We start from the raw sequence: 16,116 nt of genomic DNA, 5'->3' as shown, positions 1-16,116 counted from the left end.
GCGCAGCCAATACTGAATACGGAGACCCCACATGACGTCCCCCACGATTGAAGCCGCAGGCGGCGCCGATCCCATCCGCGCCTATCTCGACCGCGGCATCAAGAACTACTGGTATCCCGTGGCCCCGAGCTGGCAGGTGGGCAACGCGCCCATCGGCATCACGCGCCTTGGCGAGCAGATCGTGTTGTGGCGCGATCAGGACGGCCAGGTCCACGCGCTCGAAGACCGTTGCCCGCACCGTGGCGCGCGCCTGTCGCTCGGCTGGAACCTGGGCAACCGCGTGGCGTGCTGGTATCACGGCATCGAAGTCGATGGCAGCGGCACCGTGCAGAACGTGCCGGCTGTATCTGCGTGCCCGCTCGAAGGGCAGAAGTGCGTGAAGTCGTATCCCGCGCAGGAGCATGCCGGCGCAGTGTTCCTGTGGTTCGGCGACGAAGCGCACAAGGAAGCCGCCCCGCTGCAATTGCCGGAGGAACTCGTTGGTGAGGAGTACGCAAGCTTTCTGTGCGTATCGAACTGGAAGTGCAATTACCAGTACGCCATCGACAACGTCATGGACCCGATGCACGGCGCGTATCTGCACGCCACCTCGCATTCGATGGCCGACGGCGACAAGCAGGCCGAGATGCGTGTGCGCAAGACCGAATCCGGCCTCATGTTCGAAAAGATCGGCCAGCGCGACGTGAACTTCGACTGGGTCGAACTCGGCGAAACCGGCTGCCTGTGGATGCGCCTCGCCATTCCGTACAAGAAGAAGTTCGGCCCCGGCGGCAACTTCGGCATCATCGGCTTCGCGGTCCCGGTCGACGAAGACAACTGCCAGGTCTACTTCTGGCGCACGCGCAAGGTGCAAGGCTGGCAGCGCGACGCATGGCGCTTCATGTATCGCAATCGTCTGGAAGGTTTGCATTGGGCCGTGCTGGAGCAAGACCGCTACGTGCTGGAAAGCATGGCGCCGAATGCGCGCGATCACGAATTCCTCTATCAGCACGACGTCGGCATGACGCGCGTGCGCCGTATGCTGCGCCAGCGCGCCCAGCAGCACTTCGCCGAACTCGATGCGTTGCGCGCCCGGCAGGACGCCGCCGCACAAACCGCCGAGCATGGTCATGCATAACACCACGTTCGCGGCGCAGGTCGCGCTCGCCGGACGGCGGGTGATCGTCACGGGTGGCGCGCGCGGTCTGGGCGCGGCGTTCGTCGCGGCGCTCGCAGCGGTTGGCGCGCGTGTGACCTTCGGCGACGTGCTGGCCGAGGCGGGCGAAGCGCTCGCTCAGCAACTCGCTGCAGCGGGGCACGACGTCGCCTTCGTGCCGCTCGATCTCGCGCAGCCGGAAAGCATTGCCGCATTCGTCGAAGCCGCCGCACAGCGCATGGGCGGTGTGGACGCGCTCATCAACAACGCGGCGATCACCAACTCGGGCGGCAAGCTCGCGCACGAAGTGAGCGTGCAGACGTGGGACGCGGTGATGGACGTGAACGTGCGCGGCACCTGGCTCATGTGCGCGGCGGCGCAGCGCTGGCTGCGCGAGTCGGGGCGCGGCGCGATCGTCAATATCGCATCGGATACGGCACTGTGGGGCGCGCCCAAGCTGCTCGCCTACGTGGCGAGCAAGGGCGCTGTGATCGCAATGACGCATTCGCTCGCACGCGAGTTCGGCGCGGACGGCATCACCGTCAACGCCATTGCACCGGGCCTGACCGAAGTGGAGGCGACGGCCTACGTGCCAGCCGAGCGCCACGCGTATTACCTCGAAGGGCGCGCGCTCAGGCGCGCGCAGGTGCCCGAGGACGTGACGGGTCCGGTGTTGTTCCTCTTGTCCGACGCGGCGCGTTTCGTGACCGGACAATTGCTGCCGGTCAACGGCGGCTTCGTGATGAACTGATTTCGTAGAACTGAAGATACGTTCGCAAGAACCCAAGGAGAAAACATGGCCGATGCCGATATCGAGTGCAAGTCGTGGGACCGTCCCGCTGACGCGAGCTTTGACGACTGGATGAACACGCGCGTGGCGCGCTTCGAAACGCGCCGCTATGACTGGGACGCCCTCAAGTTCCAGGCCGACTACGACCCGAAGTACCGCCGCGCGCAAATGCGCTACGTGGGCACGGGCGGCACGGGCGTCGCGAAGGACGTCAACACCGTACCCGCTGGCGGCTTCACGTTCTCGACCATGGTGATTCCGGCCGGCAACATCGGCCCGAGCCATATCCATATGGATGTCGAAGAAATTTTCTTCGTGCTGCGCGGCAAGATGAAGGTGATCTGCGAGAAGGACGGGGAGACGTGGGAGGCCGTGCTGGGCGAGCGAGACCTGATTTCGGTGCCGCCCGGCGTGTATCGAACGGAGATCAACGTGGGCGAGGAAGACGCGCTGATGTGCGTGATGCTCGGTTCGCCGAAGCCCATCACGCCGACGTATCCGCCCGATTCGCCCCTCGCGAAGATCAAGCGCGAAATGAAGTAAGCGACGTAGCCGCAATCCGAATCCGAAGCCATGAACGACACGATCCACACTGCTGCCTCATCCGCCGCCACGCTCGAAACGCGGCTCGCACGCTTTGCGATGCATAACGCTCGTGTAGGCGAGGGCAGCGTGAGCTATCGCGAAGCAGCAGGCGAGAGCAGTAACGACACGCTCGTGCTCCTGCATGGCATCGGCTCAGGTGCGGCTTCATGGGTGCAGCAATTCGAGGCGCTCGGCGGCGCGCGTCGCGTCCTCGCTTGGGACGCGCCGGGGTACGGCGCCTCCACGCCGGTCGCGAGCGCGTCGCCTCTCGCAGCGGACTATGCGCGCGTACTGGCGGACTGGCTCGACGCGCTGGGAATCGCGCGTTGCATGCTGGTGGGCCATTCGCTCGGCGCGATCATGGCGGGCGCGTTTGCCGCCGCGCATCCCGAGCGCGTGGCCGGCTTGTTGCTCATTTCGCCGGCAGGCGGCTATGGCGCGGCCGATGCCAGCGTGCGCGCCGAAAAGCGCGACGCGCGCCTTGCCATGCTTGCGGAACTCGGCCCGCAAGGTCTCGCGCAACAGCGCAGCGCGAACATGCTGTCGCCGCACGCCGACGACACTGCACGCGCCTGGGTGCGCTGGAACATGGCGCGCATCGTGCCGCACGGTTACGCCCAGGCCACGCATCTGCTCGCGAACGCCGATCTCGCCACCGACCTCGCGCGTTGCGCGGGCCGTGTACCGATGGCTGTCGCGGTGGGCGCGCAAGACTCGATCACGCCGCCCGAGGCCTGCGAGCGGCTCGCGCAGATCGCGCACGCGCCGTTTCATGTCGTGCCGGGCGCAGGCCACGCGGGCTACATCGAACAATCGCTGGCCTACAGTACGCTGATCGAATTCACGCTGACTCGTACATTCAGTACTACGGAGCTTAAGGCATGACACCCGACGTCGAAGAAGAGCGCAACGACGCCAGCTACCGCGTGCCGGGTCTGGAGCGCGGCCTGCGCATCCTGACCGAATTCTCGCCGCGCGAGCCGGTGCTCGACGCGCCCGAACTCTCGCGCCGCCTGGGCATTCCGCGCACCACGGTGTTTCGTCTCCTGCAAACGCTGGAATCGCTCGGCTTTCTCGAACGCGCCGACCGCGACCGCAACTATCGCCTCGGCGTGGCGGTGCTGCGTCTCGGCTTCGAATATCTCAGTTCGCTCGAACTCACCGACCTCGGCCTGCCGTTGATCGAAGCGCTGCGCGACGCAACAGGACTCACCGCGCATATCGTGATTCGCGACGGCCGCGACATCGTATTCGTCGCCAAGGCGCAGAGCCACGCGCCCATTTTCAGCTCCGTGAAGGTGAACGTCGGTACGCGCCTTCCGGCGCATGCCACGACGCACGGCCAGGTGCTGATGGGCGATCTCACGCTCGCCGAACTGCGTGCTCTGTATCCCGAGCCGCGGCTCGAGCGTTTCACGCCCTCTACGCCGGAGACGGTCGAGGCGCTCTTCGAGCGCATTCGCGAAGACGCCGAGCGCGGCTATGCCGTGAGCGAATCGTCCTTTGAGCGAGGAATTTCCGTGGTGTCGGCGCCGGTGCGCAACGACACGGGCCGCATTGCCGCCGTGGTGACGACCACCATTCCGCGTCCCGGCATCGACACGCAACTGCTCGACGGCGGTTTGATCGAGCAGGTGCGCCACGCGGCCAACGAACTCTCGAAGCGCCTGAACTATCGGCCCGGGTCTCACGCCCGGCTGCAGGCGTCCGCAGGCAAGGTTGCGCCCTACATGAAGGCATTGGGGATCAAATGATTCAACTCGATTTGACCGGTCAGGTCGCGGTCGTGACGGGCGGGTCGTCCGGCATTGGCCTCGCCACCGCCGAACTTTTCCTGCGCGCGGGCGCGGCGGTTGCGATCTGCGGGCGCGACAGCGATCGCCTCGCGCGCGCCGAACGCGGCTTGCGCGAGCGTTATCCGCAAGGGCAACTGCTCGCGTCGCGCTGCGACGTGCTCGACGCGGACGAAGTCGTTGCGTTCGCCGCAGAAGTGGAGCAGCGCTTCGGCCGCGCCGACATGCTCGTGAACAACGCTGGGCAAGGTCGCGTGTCCACCTTCGCCGATACGTCGGACGAAGCATGGCGCGAAGAGCTCGACCTCAAGTATTTCAGCATCATCCGCCCGACGCGCGCGTTCTTGCCCTTGCTGCGCCATGCCGCGAAAGCGGGCAATGGAACAGGCAACGCCTCGATCGTCTGCGTGAACTCGCTGCTCGCGCTGCAGCCGGAGCCGCATATGGTCGCGACCTCGTCGGCGCGTGCGGGTGTGCTCAGTCTCATCAAGTCGCTCGCCGTCGAACTCGCGCCTGAGCAGATCCGCGTGAACTCGATCCTGATCGGCATCGTGGAGTCGGGGCAATGGCGCCGGCGCTACGAAAACGACGCAGAGGCGCAGTCCGCCGGCCAAAGCTGGGAAGACTGGACGCAAGCGCTCGCGCGCAAGAAGCATATTCCGCTTGGCCGCTTCGGCCGCCCCGAAGAAGCCGCCCAGGCGCTGTTTTATCTGGCCACGTTCCTGTCGTCCTATACGACGGGCAGTCATATCGATGTATCTGGAGGCGTTGCACGTCATGTCTAATAAAACCACCGTCGGCGAACTGATCGCCGCCTTCCTCGAACAATGTGGAGTCCGAACCGCTTTCGGTGTGATCTCGATCCACAACATGCCGATTCTCGACGCCATCGGCACGCGCGGCAACATCCGCTATGTCGGCGCGCGCGGCGAAGCAGGCGCGGTCAACATGGCGGACGGGCTCGCGCGCGTTTCGGGCGGCCTGGGCGTGGCGTTCACGAGCACGGGCACGGCGGCGGGCAACGCGGCGGGCGCGATGGTCGAAGCGCTCACGGCAGGCACGGCGCTGCTGCACATTACCGGCCAGATCGAAACTGAATACCTCGACCAGGACCTCGCCTACATTCATGAGGCGCCCGATCAGTTGACCATGCTCTCGTCGATTTCGAAGGCAGCGTTCCGCGTGCGTTCGGTCGAGACTGCGTTGCCCACTATCCGCGAAGCGGTGCGTGTGGCGCAGACGGCGCCGAGCGGCCCGGTGAGCGTGGAGATTCCGATCGACATTCAGGCGGCGCTCACCGACTGGCCCGCTGATCTCACCGCGCCGCACCTGACGACGCTCACGCACGACGAAGCGCGCGTGGAGCAACTGGCTAACGAACTCGCGAAGGCGAAGCGTCCGCTGTTGTGGCTGGGCGGCGGCACGCGTCACGCGCGCGCTGCGGTGGAGCGCCTCGTTGCGCTCGGCTTTGGCGTGGTGACGAGCGTGCAGGGCCGCGGCGTGCTGCCCGAAGATCATCCGGCCACGCTCGGCGCGTTCAACGTGAGCCCGTCGGTCGAACGTCTGTACAAAACCTGCGACGCGATGCTGGTGGTGGGCTCGCGCCTGCGCGGCAACGAAACGCTCAAGTACAAGCTCGCGTTGCCGCAACCGCTGTACCGGATCGATGCCGACGCGCTCGCCGACAATCGCGGCTACCGCAACGCGCTGTTCGTGCACGGCGACGCCGAGCGCGTGCTCGACGCACTTGCGAAGCGCCTCGAGAACCGCATCAAGATCGATCCACAATTCGCCGCCGATATTGCCGAGGCGCGCGAAATTGCAGTGGCGGAAACGGCCAAGGGTCTCGGCCCGTATCGCCGTCTCGTAGAAGCGCTCCAGCGCGCCGTGGGCCGCGACTACAACTGGGTGCGCGACGTCACGATCTCGAACAGCACGTGGGGCAACCGCCTCCTGAAGATCTTCACGCCGCGCGCGGGCGTCCATGCGCTCGGCGGCGGCATTGGCCAGGGTATGCAGATGGCGATTGGCGCGGCGCTCGCGAGCGCAGCGGCGAAGACCGTGTGCCTCGTGGGCGACGGCGGCCTGATGGTGAACGTGGGCGAACTCGCGACGGCCGTGCAGGAAAAAGCCAACGTGATGATCGTGCTGATGAACGACCAGTGCTACGGCGTGATCCGCAACATTCAGGACGCGCAATATGGCGGCCGCCGCATGTATGTCGATCTGCACCAACCGGAGTTCTCGCAGTTCTGCGCGAGCCTGGGTCTCAAGCACTACCGCCTCTCGTCGCTCGACGACGCCGATGCCGTGATTCGCGAAGGCATGGCGTTCGAAGGCCCGGTGCTGCTCGAAGTGGACATGAAGGCCGTGGGCAGCTTCGAAACGGTGTTCGCGGGCCCGCCGGTGCGCAAGCAGGAGCCCCAACATGCATAACGGCCACGCCGTGCCGCACGCACCCATCGACATCGCGATGATCGGCTTCGGCGCGATCGGGCAGACCGTGTATCGCGCGGTCGCAGCCGACCCGCTCGTGCACGTCTCGCACGTGATCGTGCCCGAGCACCACGCCGCCGCCGTGCGCGAGCAGGTGGACGGCGCGGTGGAAGTGGTGTCGTCGGTGCTTGCGCTTTCCACGCGGCCGCAATTCGCGCTCGAATGCGCGGGCCATGCAGCGCTCGTCGATCACGTCGTGCCGCTGCTGCAAAGCGGCACGGATTGCGCGGTGGCTTCCATCGGCGCGCTTTCCGATGTGGAACTGCTCGGACGTCTCTCGCTCGCCGCCGACGAAGGCGACGCCACACTCACGCTGCTTTCTGGCGCGATTGGCGGCATCGACGCGCTTTCCGCGGCGAAGCTGGGCGGCCTCGACGAAGTGCTCTACACGGGCCGCAAGCCGCCGCTCGGTTGGCTCGACACGCCTGCGGAAAAGGTCTGCGATCTGCACACGCTCACGCAGGAGCAGGTGATTTTCGAAGGCAGCGCGCGCGAAGCGGCGCGGCTCTTCCCGAAGAACGCGAACGTGGCGGCGACCATCGCGCTTGCCGGCCTGGGTCTGGACCAGACCACGGTGCGCCTGATCGCCGATCCGGCTGTGGAGCGCAACGTGCACCGCATCGTGGCGCGCGGTGCATTCGGCGAGATGTCGCTGGAAATGTGCGGCAAGCCGCTGCCCGACAACCCGAAGACCTCGGCGCTCACCGCGTACAGCGCGATTCGCGCGCTGCGCAACCGGGCCGCGCGCTGCGTGATTTGATGCAAATAGCAGTGAGACACCCAAGATGACTTCATTCGATACGAGCCTCATCCCGAACAGCGATATCCTGGTTGGCGGCGAGTGGCGCCAGGGACGCGCCGCGCCCTTCGCGAGCCTGTACCCGGCCGACCAGTCGCTGAACATGGAGGTCTCGACGGCGAGCGCCGAAGACGCGAGCGAGGCGGTCGAGAAAGCGCACGCGGCATGGAAGACGGGCGAGTGGGCCGGCATGAAGCCGCATCTGCGCGCGCTCGTGCTGTATCGCATCGCCGAGCTCATCATGCAGCGCCACGAAGCGCTCGCGCAGCTCCAGCGCCGCGACAACGGCAAGCCGATCGGCGAGACGCGCGTGCTGGTGGCGAGCGCAGCGAACACGTTCCGCTATGTCGCGGCGTGCCTCGAAACGCTCGACGACGACCTCACGCCCTCGCGTGGCGACTACCTGACGATGAGCGTGCATGAGCCGATTGGCGTCGTGGCCGCAATCACGCCGTGGAATTCGCCGATCGCCTCCGATGCGCAAAAGCTCGCGCCTGCGCTCGCGGCGGGCAACGCGGTGGTGCTGAAACCCGCCGAAGTTACGCCGCTCGTTTCGCTCGCACTCGCGCGCATCTGCGAGGAAGCGGGTGTGCCCAAGGGCATTCTGAGCGTGCTGCCCGGCAAGGGTTCGGTGATCGGCGACGTGCTGGTGCGCCATCCGCTCGTGAAGAAGGTGTCGTTCACGGGCGGCACCGAAGTGGGCCGCGGCATCGCGCGCATCGCGGCGGAAAAGCTCATGCCGGTGTCGCTCGAACTGGGCGGCAAGTCGCCGACCATCGTGTTCGAAGACGCCGACCTCGACCATGCCGTGAACGGCGTGCTGTACGGCATCTTCAGTTCGTCGGGCGAGGCGTGTATCGCCGGGTCGCGTCTTTTCGTGCAGCGCTCGATTTACGACGCATTCATGAAGCGCCTGGTGGAAGGCGCGCGCAAGCTGCGCGTGGGCGACCCATCGCGCGAAAACACGCAGATGGGCCCGCTCATTACGGCGAAGCACCGCGAGTCGGTGGAGCGCTATGTGGCGCTCGGTCTCGAGGAAGGCGGCCGCCTTTTGTGCGGCGGCGAGCGACCCGTGGGCGATGGACGCGAGAACGGCTTTTTCTATCAGCCGACCATTCTGGAAGGACTCCAGAACAACGCGCGTATCTGCCAGGAAGAGATTTTCGGCCCGGTGCTCGTGGCCATGCCGTTCGACGACGAAGCGGCGCTGATCGAAGAAGCAAACGACAGCGTGTTCGGCCTTGCCGCCGGCATCTGGACGCGCGACTACAAACGCGCGTGGCGCCTCGCGCGCAAGCTCGAAGCGGGCACGGTGTGGATCAACACGTACAAGCTGTTTTCGATCTCCACGCCGTTCTCGGGCTGGAAGGAAAGCGGCATGGGTCGCGAGAAAGGGCGGCTTGGCATTCGTGAATACATGCAGCAAAAGAGCCTCTACTGGGGCTTGAACGACGCACCGCTGCCGTGGGCCAACGCCTGAACGCCCGCTCGACTAGCTATGCATGGGACCGCGCCAGGCGCTAAAGCGCGCAGTGCGGTCGACAGGAGAGAAGCAACATGACGATACTCGGCATCGAACAGATTACTTACGGCGTGGCGGACCTCGAAACCTGCCGGCGCTTTTTTGCTGATTGGGGTTTGAAGGAAACCGCGCACGACGAAACGCGCGCACGCTTCGAAACGCTCAACGGCTGCACCGTGCTCGTGGTGGACGCAAACGATGCAACGCTCCCCGCCGCATTCGAAGCAGGCCCGACGCTGCGTGAAGTGACGTGGGGCGTGGCTACTGCCGCGGAACTCGACGCGCTGCGCGAACGCCTGAAGGGCCAGCCCGGCTATTACAGCCACGACGATGCAGCAGGCTGCTTCGACCCCGCTGGCATGGCGATTCGCGTGGAAGTCACGCGCCGCCGCGAGATCGACGTGCAGGGCTCGCCTTCGAACGTATGGGGGCAGACGTTGCGCGTAGACCAGCCCTCGCCGATCTACGAACGCGCGGAGCCGGTGGAAGTGGGCCACGTGGTGTTCTTCACGAACTGCCTGGCGGATCAGGAGAAGTTCTATCACGAACTGCTCGGTTTCGAGACCTCGGACCGCTATCCGAACCGTGGCGCGTTCATGCGCTGCGCGCCGCACGGCGGTCACCACGACCTGTTTCTGCTTGCGCTGCCCGACGGCAAGAAAGGCCTGAATCACGTGGCGTTCACGGTGCGCGATATCCACGAGGTGTTCGGCGGTGGCCTGCATATCAGCCGCTGCGGCTGGACGACGCAACTCGGGCCTGGCCGGCATCCGGTTTCGTCCGCTTACTTCTGGTACTTCAAGAACCCGGCGGGCGGCCTCATCGAGTATTACGCCGACGAAGACGTGCTCACGCCCGAGTGGCAGCCGCGCGATTTCGAGCCGGGCCCGACCGTGTTCGCGGAATGGGCCATTGACGGCGGCCTCGACGGCAATACTCGCCGCCAGAAAAACGCCGATGCGCCGCAAGGCAAGTTCATGACGGAGCGGAAACAATGAGCGCCATGCCCGAAAACACCGAAGAGGCACCGCGCACCGTCGTCGTGATCGGCGGCGGCCAGGCTGCGGGCTGGGTCGTGAAGACACTGCGCAAGGAGGGCTTCGACGGCCGCCTCGTAATGATCGCCGACGAAGTGCATCTGCCCTACGAGCGTCCGCCGCTTTCGAAGGCCGTGCTCGCGGGTGAAGCCGATATCGAAACGGTGCGCATCGCGAAGCCCGATGAGTTCGCCGCGCTCAACGTCGAAACGTGGCAACCCGATTGTGCGATGTCCATCGAGCGCGAGGCGCGCGTGGTGACAACGCGTTCGGGCCGCGCAGTGAAGTACGACCGGCTCGTGATCGCCACGGGCGGCGCGGCGCGCAAGCTGCCTGAGAGCGTCGCGAAGAGTGCACACGTGACGTATCTGCGCACACTCGACGAAGCGCTGGCGCTCGGCGAGCGCTTGCGCAACAGCCAGCGCGTGCTGGTGGTGGGTGGCGGCTGGATCGGCCTCGAAGTCGCCGCGACGGCGCGCAAGCTCGGCGTACAGGCAACGGTGGTGGAGGGCGCGCCGCGCCTGTGCGCCCGCTCGTTGCCGGAGGACGTCTCGCGCTTCCTGCTCGATCTGCACCGCGCCAACGGCGTGGACGTGCGCCTGAATGCGATGCTGCTCTCGCTCGAAGACCGTGCGGAAGGCGGCGTGCGCGCAACGTTCGCCGACGGCAGCACGCTCGACGCCGACTTCGCCGTTGCCGGCATCGGCCTCGCGCCGCACACGGCGCTCGCCGTCGAAGCAGGTCTTTCGGTGGACGATGGCATCGTGGTGGACGAATTCGGCGAAACATCGGATTCCTGCATATTTGCGTGTGGCGACGTGGCCAACCATCCGAACGCGTGGCTCAAGCGCCGCGTGCGGCTCGAATCGTGGGCCAACGCGCAGAACCAGGCCATTGCGGCTGCCAAAGCCGTGCTGGGCGTGAAGACGCCGTATGCGGAGATTCCGTGGTTCTGGTCCGATCAGTACGACGTCAACCTGCAGATTCTCGGCGACATTCCCACTGGCGTTGCGCCGGTGCTGCGCGGCAGCATCGAAGAAAAGCGCGCTTCGCTCTTCTTCGTGGAAGACGGCCATCTGCGCGGCGTCATTGCGATCAACGCGGCACGCGAACTCAAGCTCGCGCGCAAATGGATGAGTCAGGGGCGCGCGGTGGATATCGCCGCCCTCGTCGACACCAGCAAGGCGCTTGCCTAACACCTCATACACGAGACAACACGGGACGGGATCACAGGCATGAGAACCCTCGACAACTCCATCGGCCATCGCGGCGGCGCCGCCATGTACGAGCCGCTCAGCGACGCGACCGGTGGGCCCCACACGCGCGGCTCGATCATCGCGCGGCTCGAACGGCTGCCGACCAACGCCATGCTGGTGCGCGCGCGTATCCTCATTGGCCTCGCCACGTTCTTCGACGGCTTCGACGTGATCGCGATCGCCGCGACACTGCCGATCCTGATCCAGAAGTGGCATCTCACGCCGTGGGAGATCGGCTTTCTGATCGCGTCGGGTTCGGTCGGGCAGTTGTTCGGCGCATTCCTCTTCCCGTGGCTCGCTGAACGCCATGGCCGCGTGCGCGCGATTGCCTGGAGTTCGGGCATCATCGGCGTGACAAGCATTGCTTGCGGCTTCGCGCCGAGCTTCGCCGTGTTCGCGGCGCTGCGCGTGGTGCAAGGCTTGGGCCTGGGCGGCGAGCTGCCCGTGGCCGCGACGTATATCAACGAGGTCAGCCGCGCGCATGGCCGCGGACGTTTCGTTCTCCTCTACGAGATCGTGTTCCCGGTGGGCCTGCTCGCATCGAATGCGCTGGGCGCGTGGCTCGTGCCGCGCTTCGGTTGGCAGATCATGTACTTCATCGGCGGGATGCCGCTCGTGCTGTTCTTCGTGCTGCGCAAGCTCGTGCCCGAGTCGCCGCGCTGGCTCGCGGAGCGCGAACGCGTGGAGGAAGCGGATCGCGCCGTAAGCGCGTTCGAACGCACCGCCAAGGGCCCGCTCGCACCGGTCACGAACGCAGCCGAATTTGACGCGCTCGTCGCGCGTCATCCCAAGCGCAGCGTGAAAGACCTGTTCGGGCCTGCGTATCGCAAGCGCACGATCGCGGTGGCCATGCTCTGGATCACCTGTGGTTTCATCCAGTACGGGCTGTCCACCTGGTTGCCCACGATCTATCGCAACGTGTATCACGCGCCGCTGCAGCTCGCGCTCAATCTCGCGGTCGCGGCCTCGGTGCTCGGCGTGCTCGGTTCGCTCGCTTGCGCACTGCTGGTCGACAAGGTGGGCCGCAAGCCGGTGATCAACGTCTCGTTCGTGCTTTGCGCGATCTCTCTGGCGCTGGCCGGCGTGTTCCATGCGATGTCGGTGTACGTGGTCGCGACGTTTTGCGCGCTGGCGCTCGGCCTGCTCGCGAGCGGCTTCATCACCGCTTACGTCTACACGCCCGAGTTGTACCCCACGAGCATCCGTGCGCTGGGCTGCGGCGTGGGCGGCGCGTGGCTGAAGGTGGCCGCCATCTTCGCACCGACGATAGTTTCGAAGACGATGATAGGCGGCAATCTCGACGTGGCCTTCTATATTCTCGCGGCGGTGCCATTGCTCGCTGCCGTGACGGTGCATTTTCTCGGCATAGAAACGAAGGGGAAGGTGCTCGAACAACTGGAGGCTTGAGCGGCACGACGCGCTCGGGTTCGCTAGCCAGCAACGGCACGCCAGCAATGGCGTGCCGTTTTTCTTTGCGCGTGACGGCAAGGGCGGATCTCTGCTTTTCGAAAACCGCAGAACAGAACACAAAAAGCCGACACCTTGGTAATTGCGCAGAGTTGCGGGTAAGCACCTCGTTTAGACGCTAGCGGATACTGCGTACGCAGCACACGATAACGTCACCTACAGGAGCAGGATCATGTCAATCAACACTGGTAATAGCGACCCAAAAGATACGACGCTCAATTTGAGCAAAAGTGCAACAGGGGAAGCTTTGGTGGGCATCAGCCAATATACGAAGCTGCTCTGTTTGCCCGTTTCGGCGTTGGTCGCTAGCGCAGAGGAATATCCAGAGGTCGCTCACGTCGCGGTGCTTGGTTATAACTAGCCGCTGGTCCGAGACGCGCCAATCCGCTTGCATAGGGTGTGCGCCGCAGAATTCGACTCATCGGCGGGACAAAATCAGACTTTAGGGTAACTGCGTGGAATGGCGGGTAAGCGAGCCCCTGGTCTTTCCCGGATACTTAAATCGTCCCAGCACAGAGCGGTCGAAGTCAGAGCGCAACGACCTGAACGGTGACCATTTATCACGATGTGCGACAAACGAAGCCCCCCAATAGATCTTCGCTGTTGGCATTTCAAGGGATAACCCTTACTCCATTTGTCGCCTACCCAAGGAATATCCATGACACAACTTGTTCACAATGCCCAAAAGCTTCTGACTGAGCTGGATGGCTTTCGCGTCGAGATCAAAGAGAAGGAGGCGCGTGCCGATATCGTATTTGACCGTCCTCCGTTCAATATCGTGTCCATGCTGCAGCGCGAGCAACTCCGGGTCGTATTCGAGGCGCTGGACGACGATGCGAGAGTGCGCGTGATCGTCGTTCGTGCGGTCGGTGAACACTTCTCGAGCGGCGGTGATATCAAGGGTTTTATCGAAGCGTCTCCTGAACATGTCTCGAAGCTTGCGTGGAATATTGCTGCTCCGACGCGCTGCAGCAAACCGGTGATTGCTGCCAATCGCGGCTATTGCTTCGGTGTCGGTTTCGAGCTTTCGCTTTCTTGCGATTTCCGCATCGCGACGGAAACGACGCTCTACGCGCTTCCCGAGCAGAAACTTGGTCAAATCCCGGGATCGGGCGGATCGGCTCGTCTTCAAAAAATGGTCGGCGTTGGGCGCACCAAAGACATCGTGATGCGCTCACGCCGTATTCCTGGCAAGCAGGCTTACGACTGGGGTATCGCCACTGACTGCGTGGCCGACGGCGAACTCGAAAGCGCGACGGACGCGTTGGTCCGTGACCTGGTTGCGTTCTCGCCGTTGGCCCAGCGTACGGCGAAGAAACTCCTCAACGACACCGAAGACGCGCCGCTTTCGATCGCTATCGAACTGGAAGGACACTGCTACAGCCGGCTGCGTAGCTCGGATGATTTTCGTGAGGGCGTCGAAGCGTTTCACGAGAAGCGCAACGCACATTTCAAGGGCAGCTAAGGAGCTAGCCAATGCGGCCGTCGCTTCCAGTGCAAGGAATATGGCATGGCGAGTGGGATCTGGAGCGACTTGGAGCGATAACGCGCGGTACTGTAGTTGAACATCTCGGCATTGAATTTCCGAGCATCGTAGATCGATCCCTGTCGGCGCGGCTTTTGGTCAAGTCGAACACCGCTCGGCGCATGGTTTTTTTGCAAGGCGGTGCATCGCTCGCGCTAGCTGGGACGGTTGGAAGTATCGCGAGCCAATGTGTGTTGCGCCAAAGTACGTGATGCCTGGGTTGGAAACCAATGCGAACCACGTGCGTGCAGTGCGTCTCGGCCAGGTCGTAGAGGCAACTGGCAGTCCGCTTCACCTGGGGCGTCAGACCCAGGGTGTGCATCTGGTGAGCGACGAAGGGAAGCTTGTCGGCGTAGCGCGGTTGACGACCTCAGTGCAGCTACGGACGAAGTCAGATTGCCGGCCTGCCTCAGGGCTGTTCGTGGCGTAGTATGGGGAAAGGGTGTGTCGCAGCAAGATGCACCCGCTTCACTTGCGGAGTAGAAGTGGAGCTCCCCGTTTTGTAAAGGCGGATGCAAGTGTCAAGTGCGATAAAAATCTACCAGGGACGATTCGGGCGCGTCGCTTTGCTCGACATGGACGCGCCGCTCGTCCATCACGCACATCATCATTGCCACTTGCTGATCAAGGCTGCGGGCCCTGACGCATTCTTTGCTGTTAATGAAACACTTCAACCGCTAACTGGCGAAACGGCGGTTCTGGTGAATCCGTGGGAACCACACGCTTACCGCCACAACGCGGAGGCTAAGGGACACACTGTCATTCTCGCGATGTATATTGAGCCGGAATGGCTGACCAGTATCCAGCATCCGCTTGGCGGTGTCGGCCATCCGAGATTTTTCCCTCAGTCGTGCGTGCCCCTTTCCGCGCAGGCACGCAAGTTGTCCGAAGAGCTTGCACTCGAAATGTGGTGGTCTGACGGCATCGCGTCTGCCCGTCTTGAGGGATTGCTTTTCGAGTTGATGATCTCGGTCATTGATCCCGATAAGAAGTGGTCTGAACTTTCCCAGCAAATGGAGCTGGGCTATCGACGCACCAGCGATCCTCGAATCAGAAAGGCCATTGCTTTTCTAAGGGATAACCTCGGCGTCGAAATCGACATGAATATGCTGGCCGAGCATTGTGGTCTGTCGCGTGCGCACTTCTTCGCCTTGTTCCACCGCTGCACCGGCGTCACGCCGAATGTCTACTTCAATGTGCTGCGTATGGAGACGGCCATCCGCGACCTTTCCGCAAACGCCGGTTCATTGACGAATATTTCATACGATTTGGGTTTTTCCGCCCCGTCGCATTTCACGCGATTTTTCAAGCAGCATCTCGGGATTACTCCGAGTGAATATCGGAGAGTGGTTGAGATCTTCGACACGGATGAAGTCGAGATATAAGCCCTTCGCATCAACCTGGCCTGCGTACGACGTTTGTCACTCGAACGATGCTTTCCGTTCCTGGAAACGACTCTGGGCGACGTCCGATTGCCTGCGCGAACGGGCAACAGCACCGCTATCTAAGCTGAAATGCTTGCCCCACGTAAGTCATCAGACTCAAGGGTAACTTACGGGACGGCCAGGTAAAGCTCAACCCCAAGGTTGGCGATAAATTTACCTCACTGGCACGTGGCAAGCAGCATCTCGAATCCCACTGACCACGAACGCCATGCGTGACGACACGAGCATAAGCTCAAGGTAATCACTTCCGGTTACGTGTCTGATCG

General features: G+C 63.7%; 15 protein-coding genes. All 15 read left to right on the top strand.

The genetic code is table 11. From position 1 onward, the window contains the following. Positions 1-31 precede the first annotated feature (31 nt). The 15 genes from VSR72_RS15945 (at position 32) to VSR72_RS15875 (ending at position 15,790) form a co-directional block, all read left to right on the top strand. The gene (locus tag VSR72_RS15945) at positions 32-1,117 is read left to right on the top strand and encodes an aromatic ring-hydroxylating dioxygenase subunit alpha (RefSeq protein WP_342953305.1); all 1,086 of its coding nucleotides are present in this window, start codon (positions 32-34) and stop codon (positions 1,115-1,117) included. Further along, the gene (locus tag VSR72_RS15940; RefSeq protein ID WP_342953304.1) at positions 1,110-1,886 is read left to right on the top strand and encodes an SDR family oxidoreductase; all 777 of its coding nucleotides are present in this window, start codon (positions 1,110-1,112) and stop codon (positions 1,884-1,886) included. Before VSR72_RS15945 ends, VSR72_RS15940 begins: the two co-directional genes overlap by 8 nt. Positions 1,887-1,931: 45 nt before the next feature. After that, positions 1,932-2,468, top strand: coding sequence for a cupin domain-containing protein (locus VSR72_RS15935; protein WP_342953303.1), 537 nt, complete (start codon positions 1,932-1,934; stop codon positions 2,466-2,468). A 30-nt stretch (positions 2,469-2,498) separates the two neighbouring features. Beyond that, on the top strand, positions 2,499-3,395 hold the full coding sequence (locus VSR72_RS15930) for an alpha/beta fold hydrolase (RefSeq protein WP_342953302.1): 897 nt from the start codon (positions 2,499-2,501) through the stop codon (positions 3,393-3,395). Next, positions 3,392-4,264 carry an IclR family transcriptional regulator gene (locus tag VSR72_RS15925; RefSeq protein WP_342953301.1) on the top strand — a complete coding sequence of 291 codons (873 nt, stop codon included), beginning with the start codon at positions 3,392-3,394 and terminating at the stop codon, positions 4,262-4,264. Before VSR72_RS15930 ends, VSR72_RS15925 begins: the two co-directional genes overlap by 4 nt. Next, entirely contained in the window at positions 4,261-5,088 is an 828-nt protein-coding gene (locus tag VSR72_RS15920; protein ID WP_342953300.1) for an SDR family oxidoreductase, read from the top strand. The genes VSR72_RS15925 and VSR72_RS15920 overlap by 4 nt, the downstream gene beginning before the upstream one ends. Next, a complete protein-coding gene (locus tag VSR72_RS15915) occupies positions 5,081-6,739 on the top strand; it encodes a thiamine pyrophosphate-binding protein (protein ID WP_342953299.1) in 1,659 nt (552 codons plus the stop codon). The genes VSR72_RS15920 and VSR72_RS15915 overlap by 8 nt, the downstream gene beginning before the upstream one ends. Then, positions 6,732-7,559 (top strand): aspartate dehydrogenase, encoded by an 828-nt coding sequence (locus tag VSR72_RS15910; protein ID WP_342953298.1) that lies wholly within the window; start codon positions 6,732-6,734, stop codon positions 7,557-7,559. The genes VSR72_RS15915 and VSR72_RS15910 overlap by 8 nt, the downstream gene beginning before the upstream one ends. Before the next feature lie 25 nt (positions 7,560-7,584). Beyond that, the gene (locus VSR72_RS15905; RefSeq protein ID WP_342953297.1) at positions 7,585-9,078 is read left to right on the top strand and encodes an aldehyde dehydrogenase; all 1,494 of its coding nucleotides are present in this window, start codon (positions 7,585-7,587) and stop codon (positions 9,076-9,078) included. 77 nt (positions 9,079-9,155) lie between these two features. Beyond that, positions 9,156-10,118, top strand: a complete 963-nt coding sequence (locus VSR72_RS15900; protein WP_342953296.1) for a VOC family protein — start codon at positions 9,156-9,158, stop codon at positions 10,116-10,118. Positions 10,119-10,123: 5 nt separating this feature from the next. After that, complete coding sequence (locus VSR72_RS15895; protein ID WP_342953483.1) at positions 10,124-11,353, top strand: FAD-dependent oxidoreductase; 1,230 nt, start codon at positions 10,124-10,126, stop codon at positions 11,351-11,353. An 84-nt stretch (positions 11,354-11,437) separates the two neighbouring features. Beyond that, complete coding sequence (locus tag VSR72_RS15890; RefSeq protein WP_342953482.1) at positions 11,438-12,820, top strand: MFS transporter; 1,383 nt, start codon at positions 11,438-11,440, stop codon at positions 12,818-12,820. A 232-nt stretch (positions 12,821-13,052) separates the two neighbouring features. Continuing rightward, a complete protein-coding gene (locus VSR72_RS15885) occupies positions 13,053-13,241 on the top strand; it encodes a hypothetical protein (RefSeq protein WP_342953295.1) in 189 nt (62 codons plus the stop codon). A 297-nt stretch (positions 13,242-13,538) separates the two neighbouring features. Next, entirely contained in the window at positions 13,539-14,345 is an 807-nt protein-coding gene (locus tag VSR72_RS15880; protein ID WP_342953294.1) for an enoyl-CoA hydratase-related protein, read from the top strand. Positions 14,346-14,923: 578 nt separating this feature from the next. Then, positions 14,924-15,790: an AraC family transcriptional regulator gene (locus tag VSR72_RS15875; RefSeq protein WP_342953293.1), complete on the top strand. Its 867-nt coding sequence runs from the start codon at positions 14,924-14,926 to the stop codon at positions 15,788-15,790. Positions 15,791-16,116 lie beyond the last annotated feature (326 nt).

The sequence above is a fragment of the Paraburkholderia sp. JHI869 genome, assembly GCF_038900775.1.
GTDB lineage: Bacteria > Pseudomonadota > Gammaproteobacteria > Burkholderiales > Burkholderiaceae > Paraburkholderia.
Note: the sequence above shows the minus strand (reverse complement) of the source record. Positions and strands in the feature narration are given on the sequence as shown.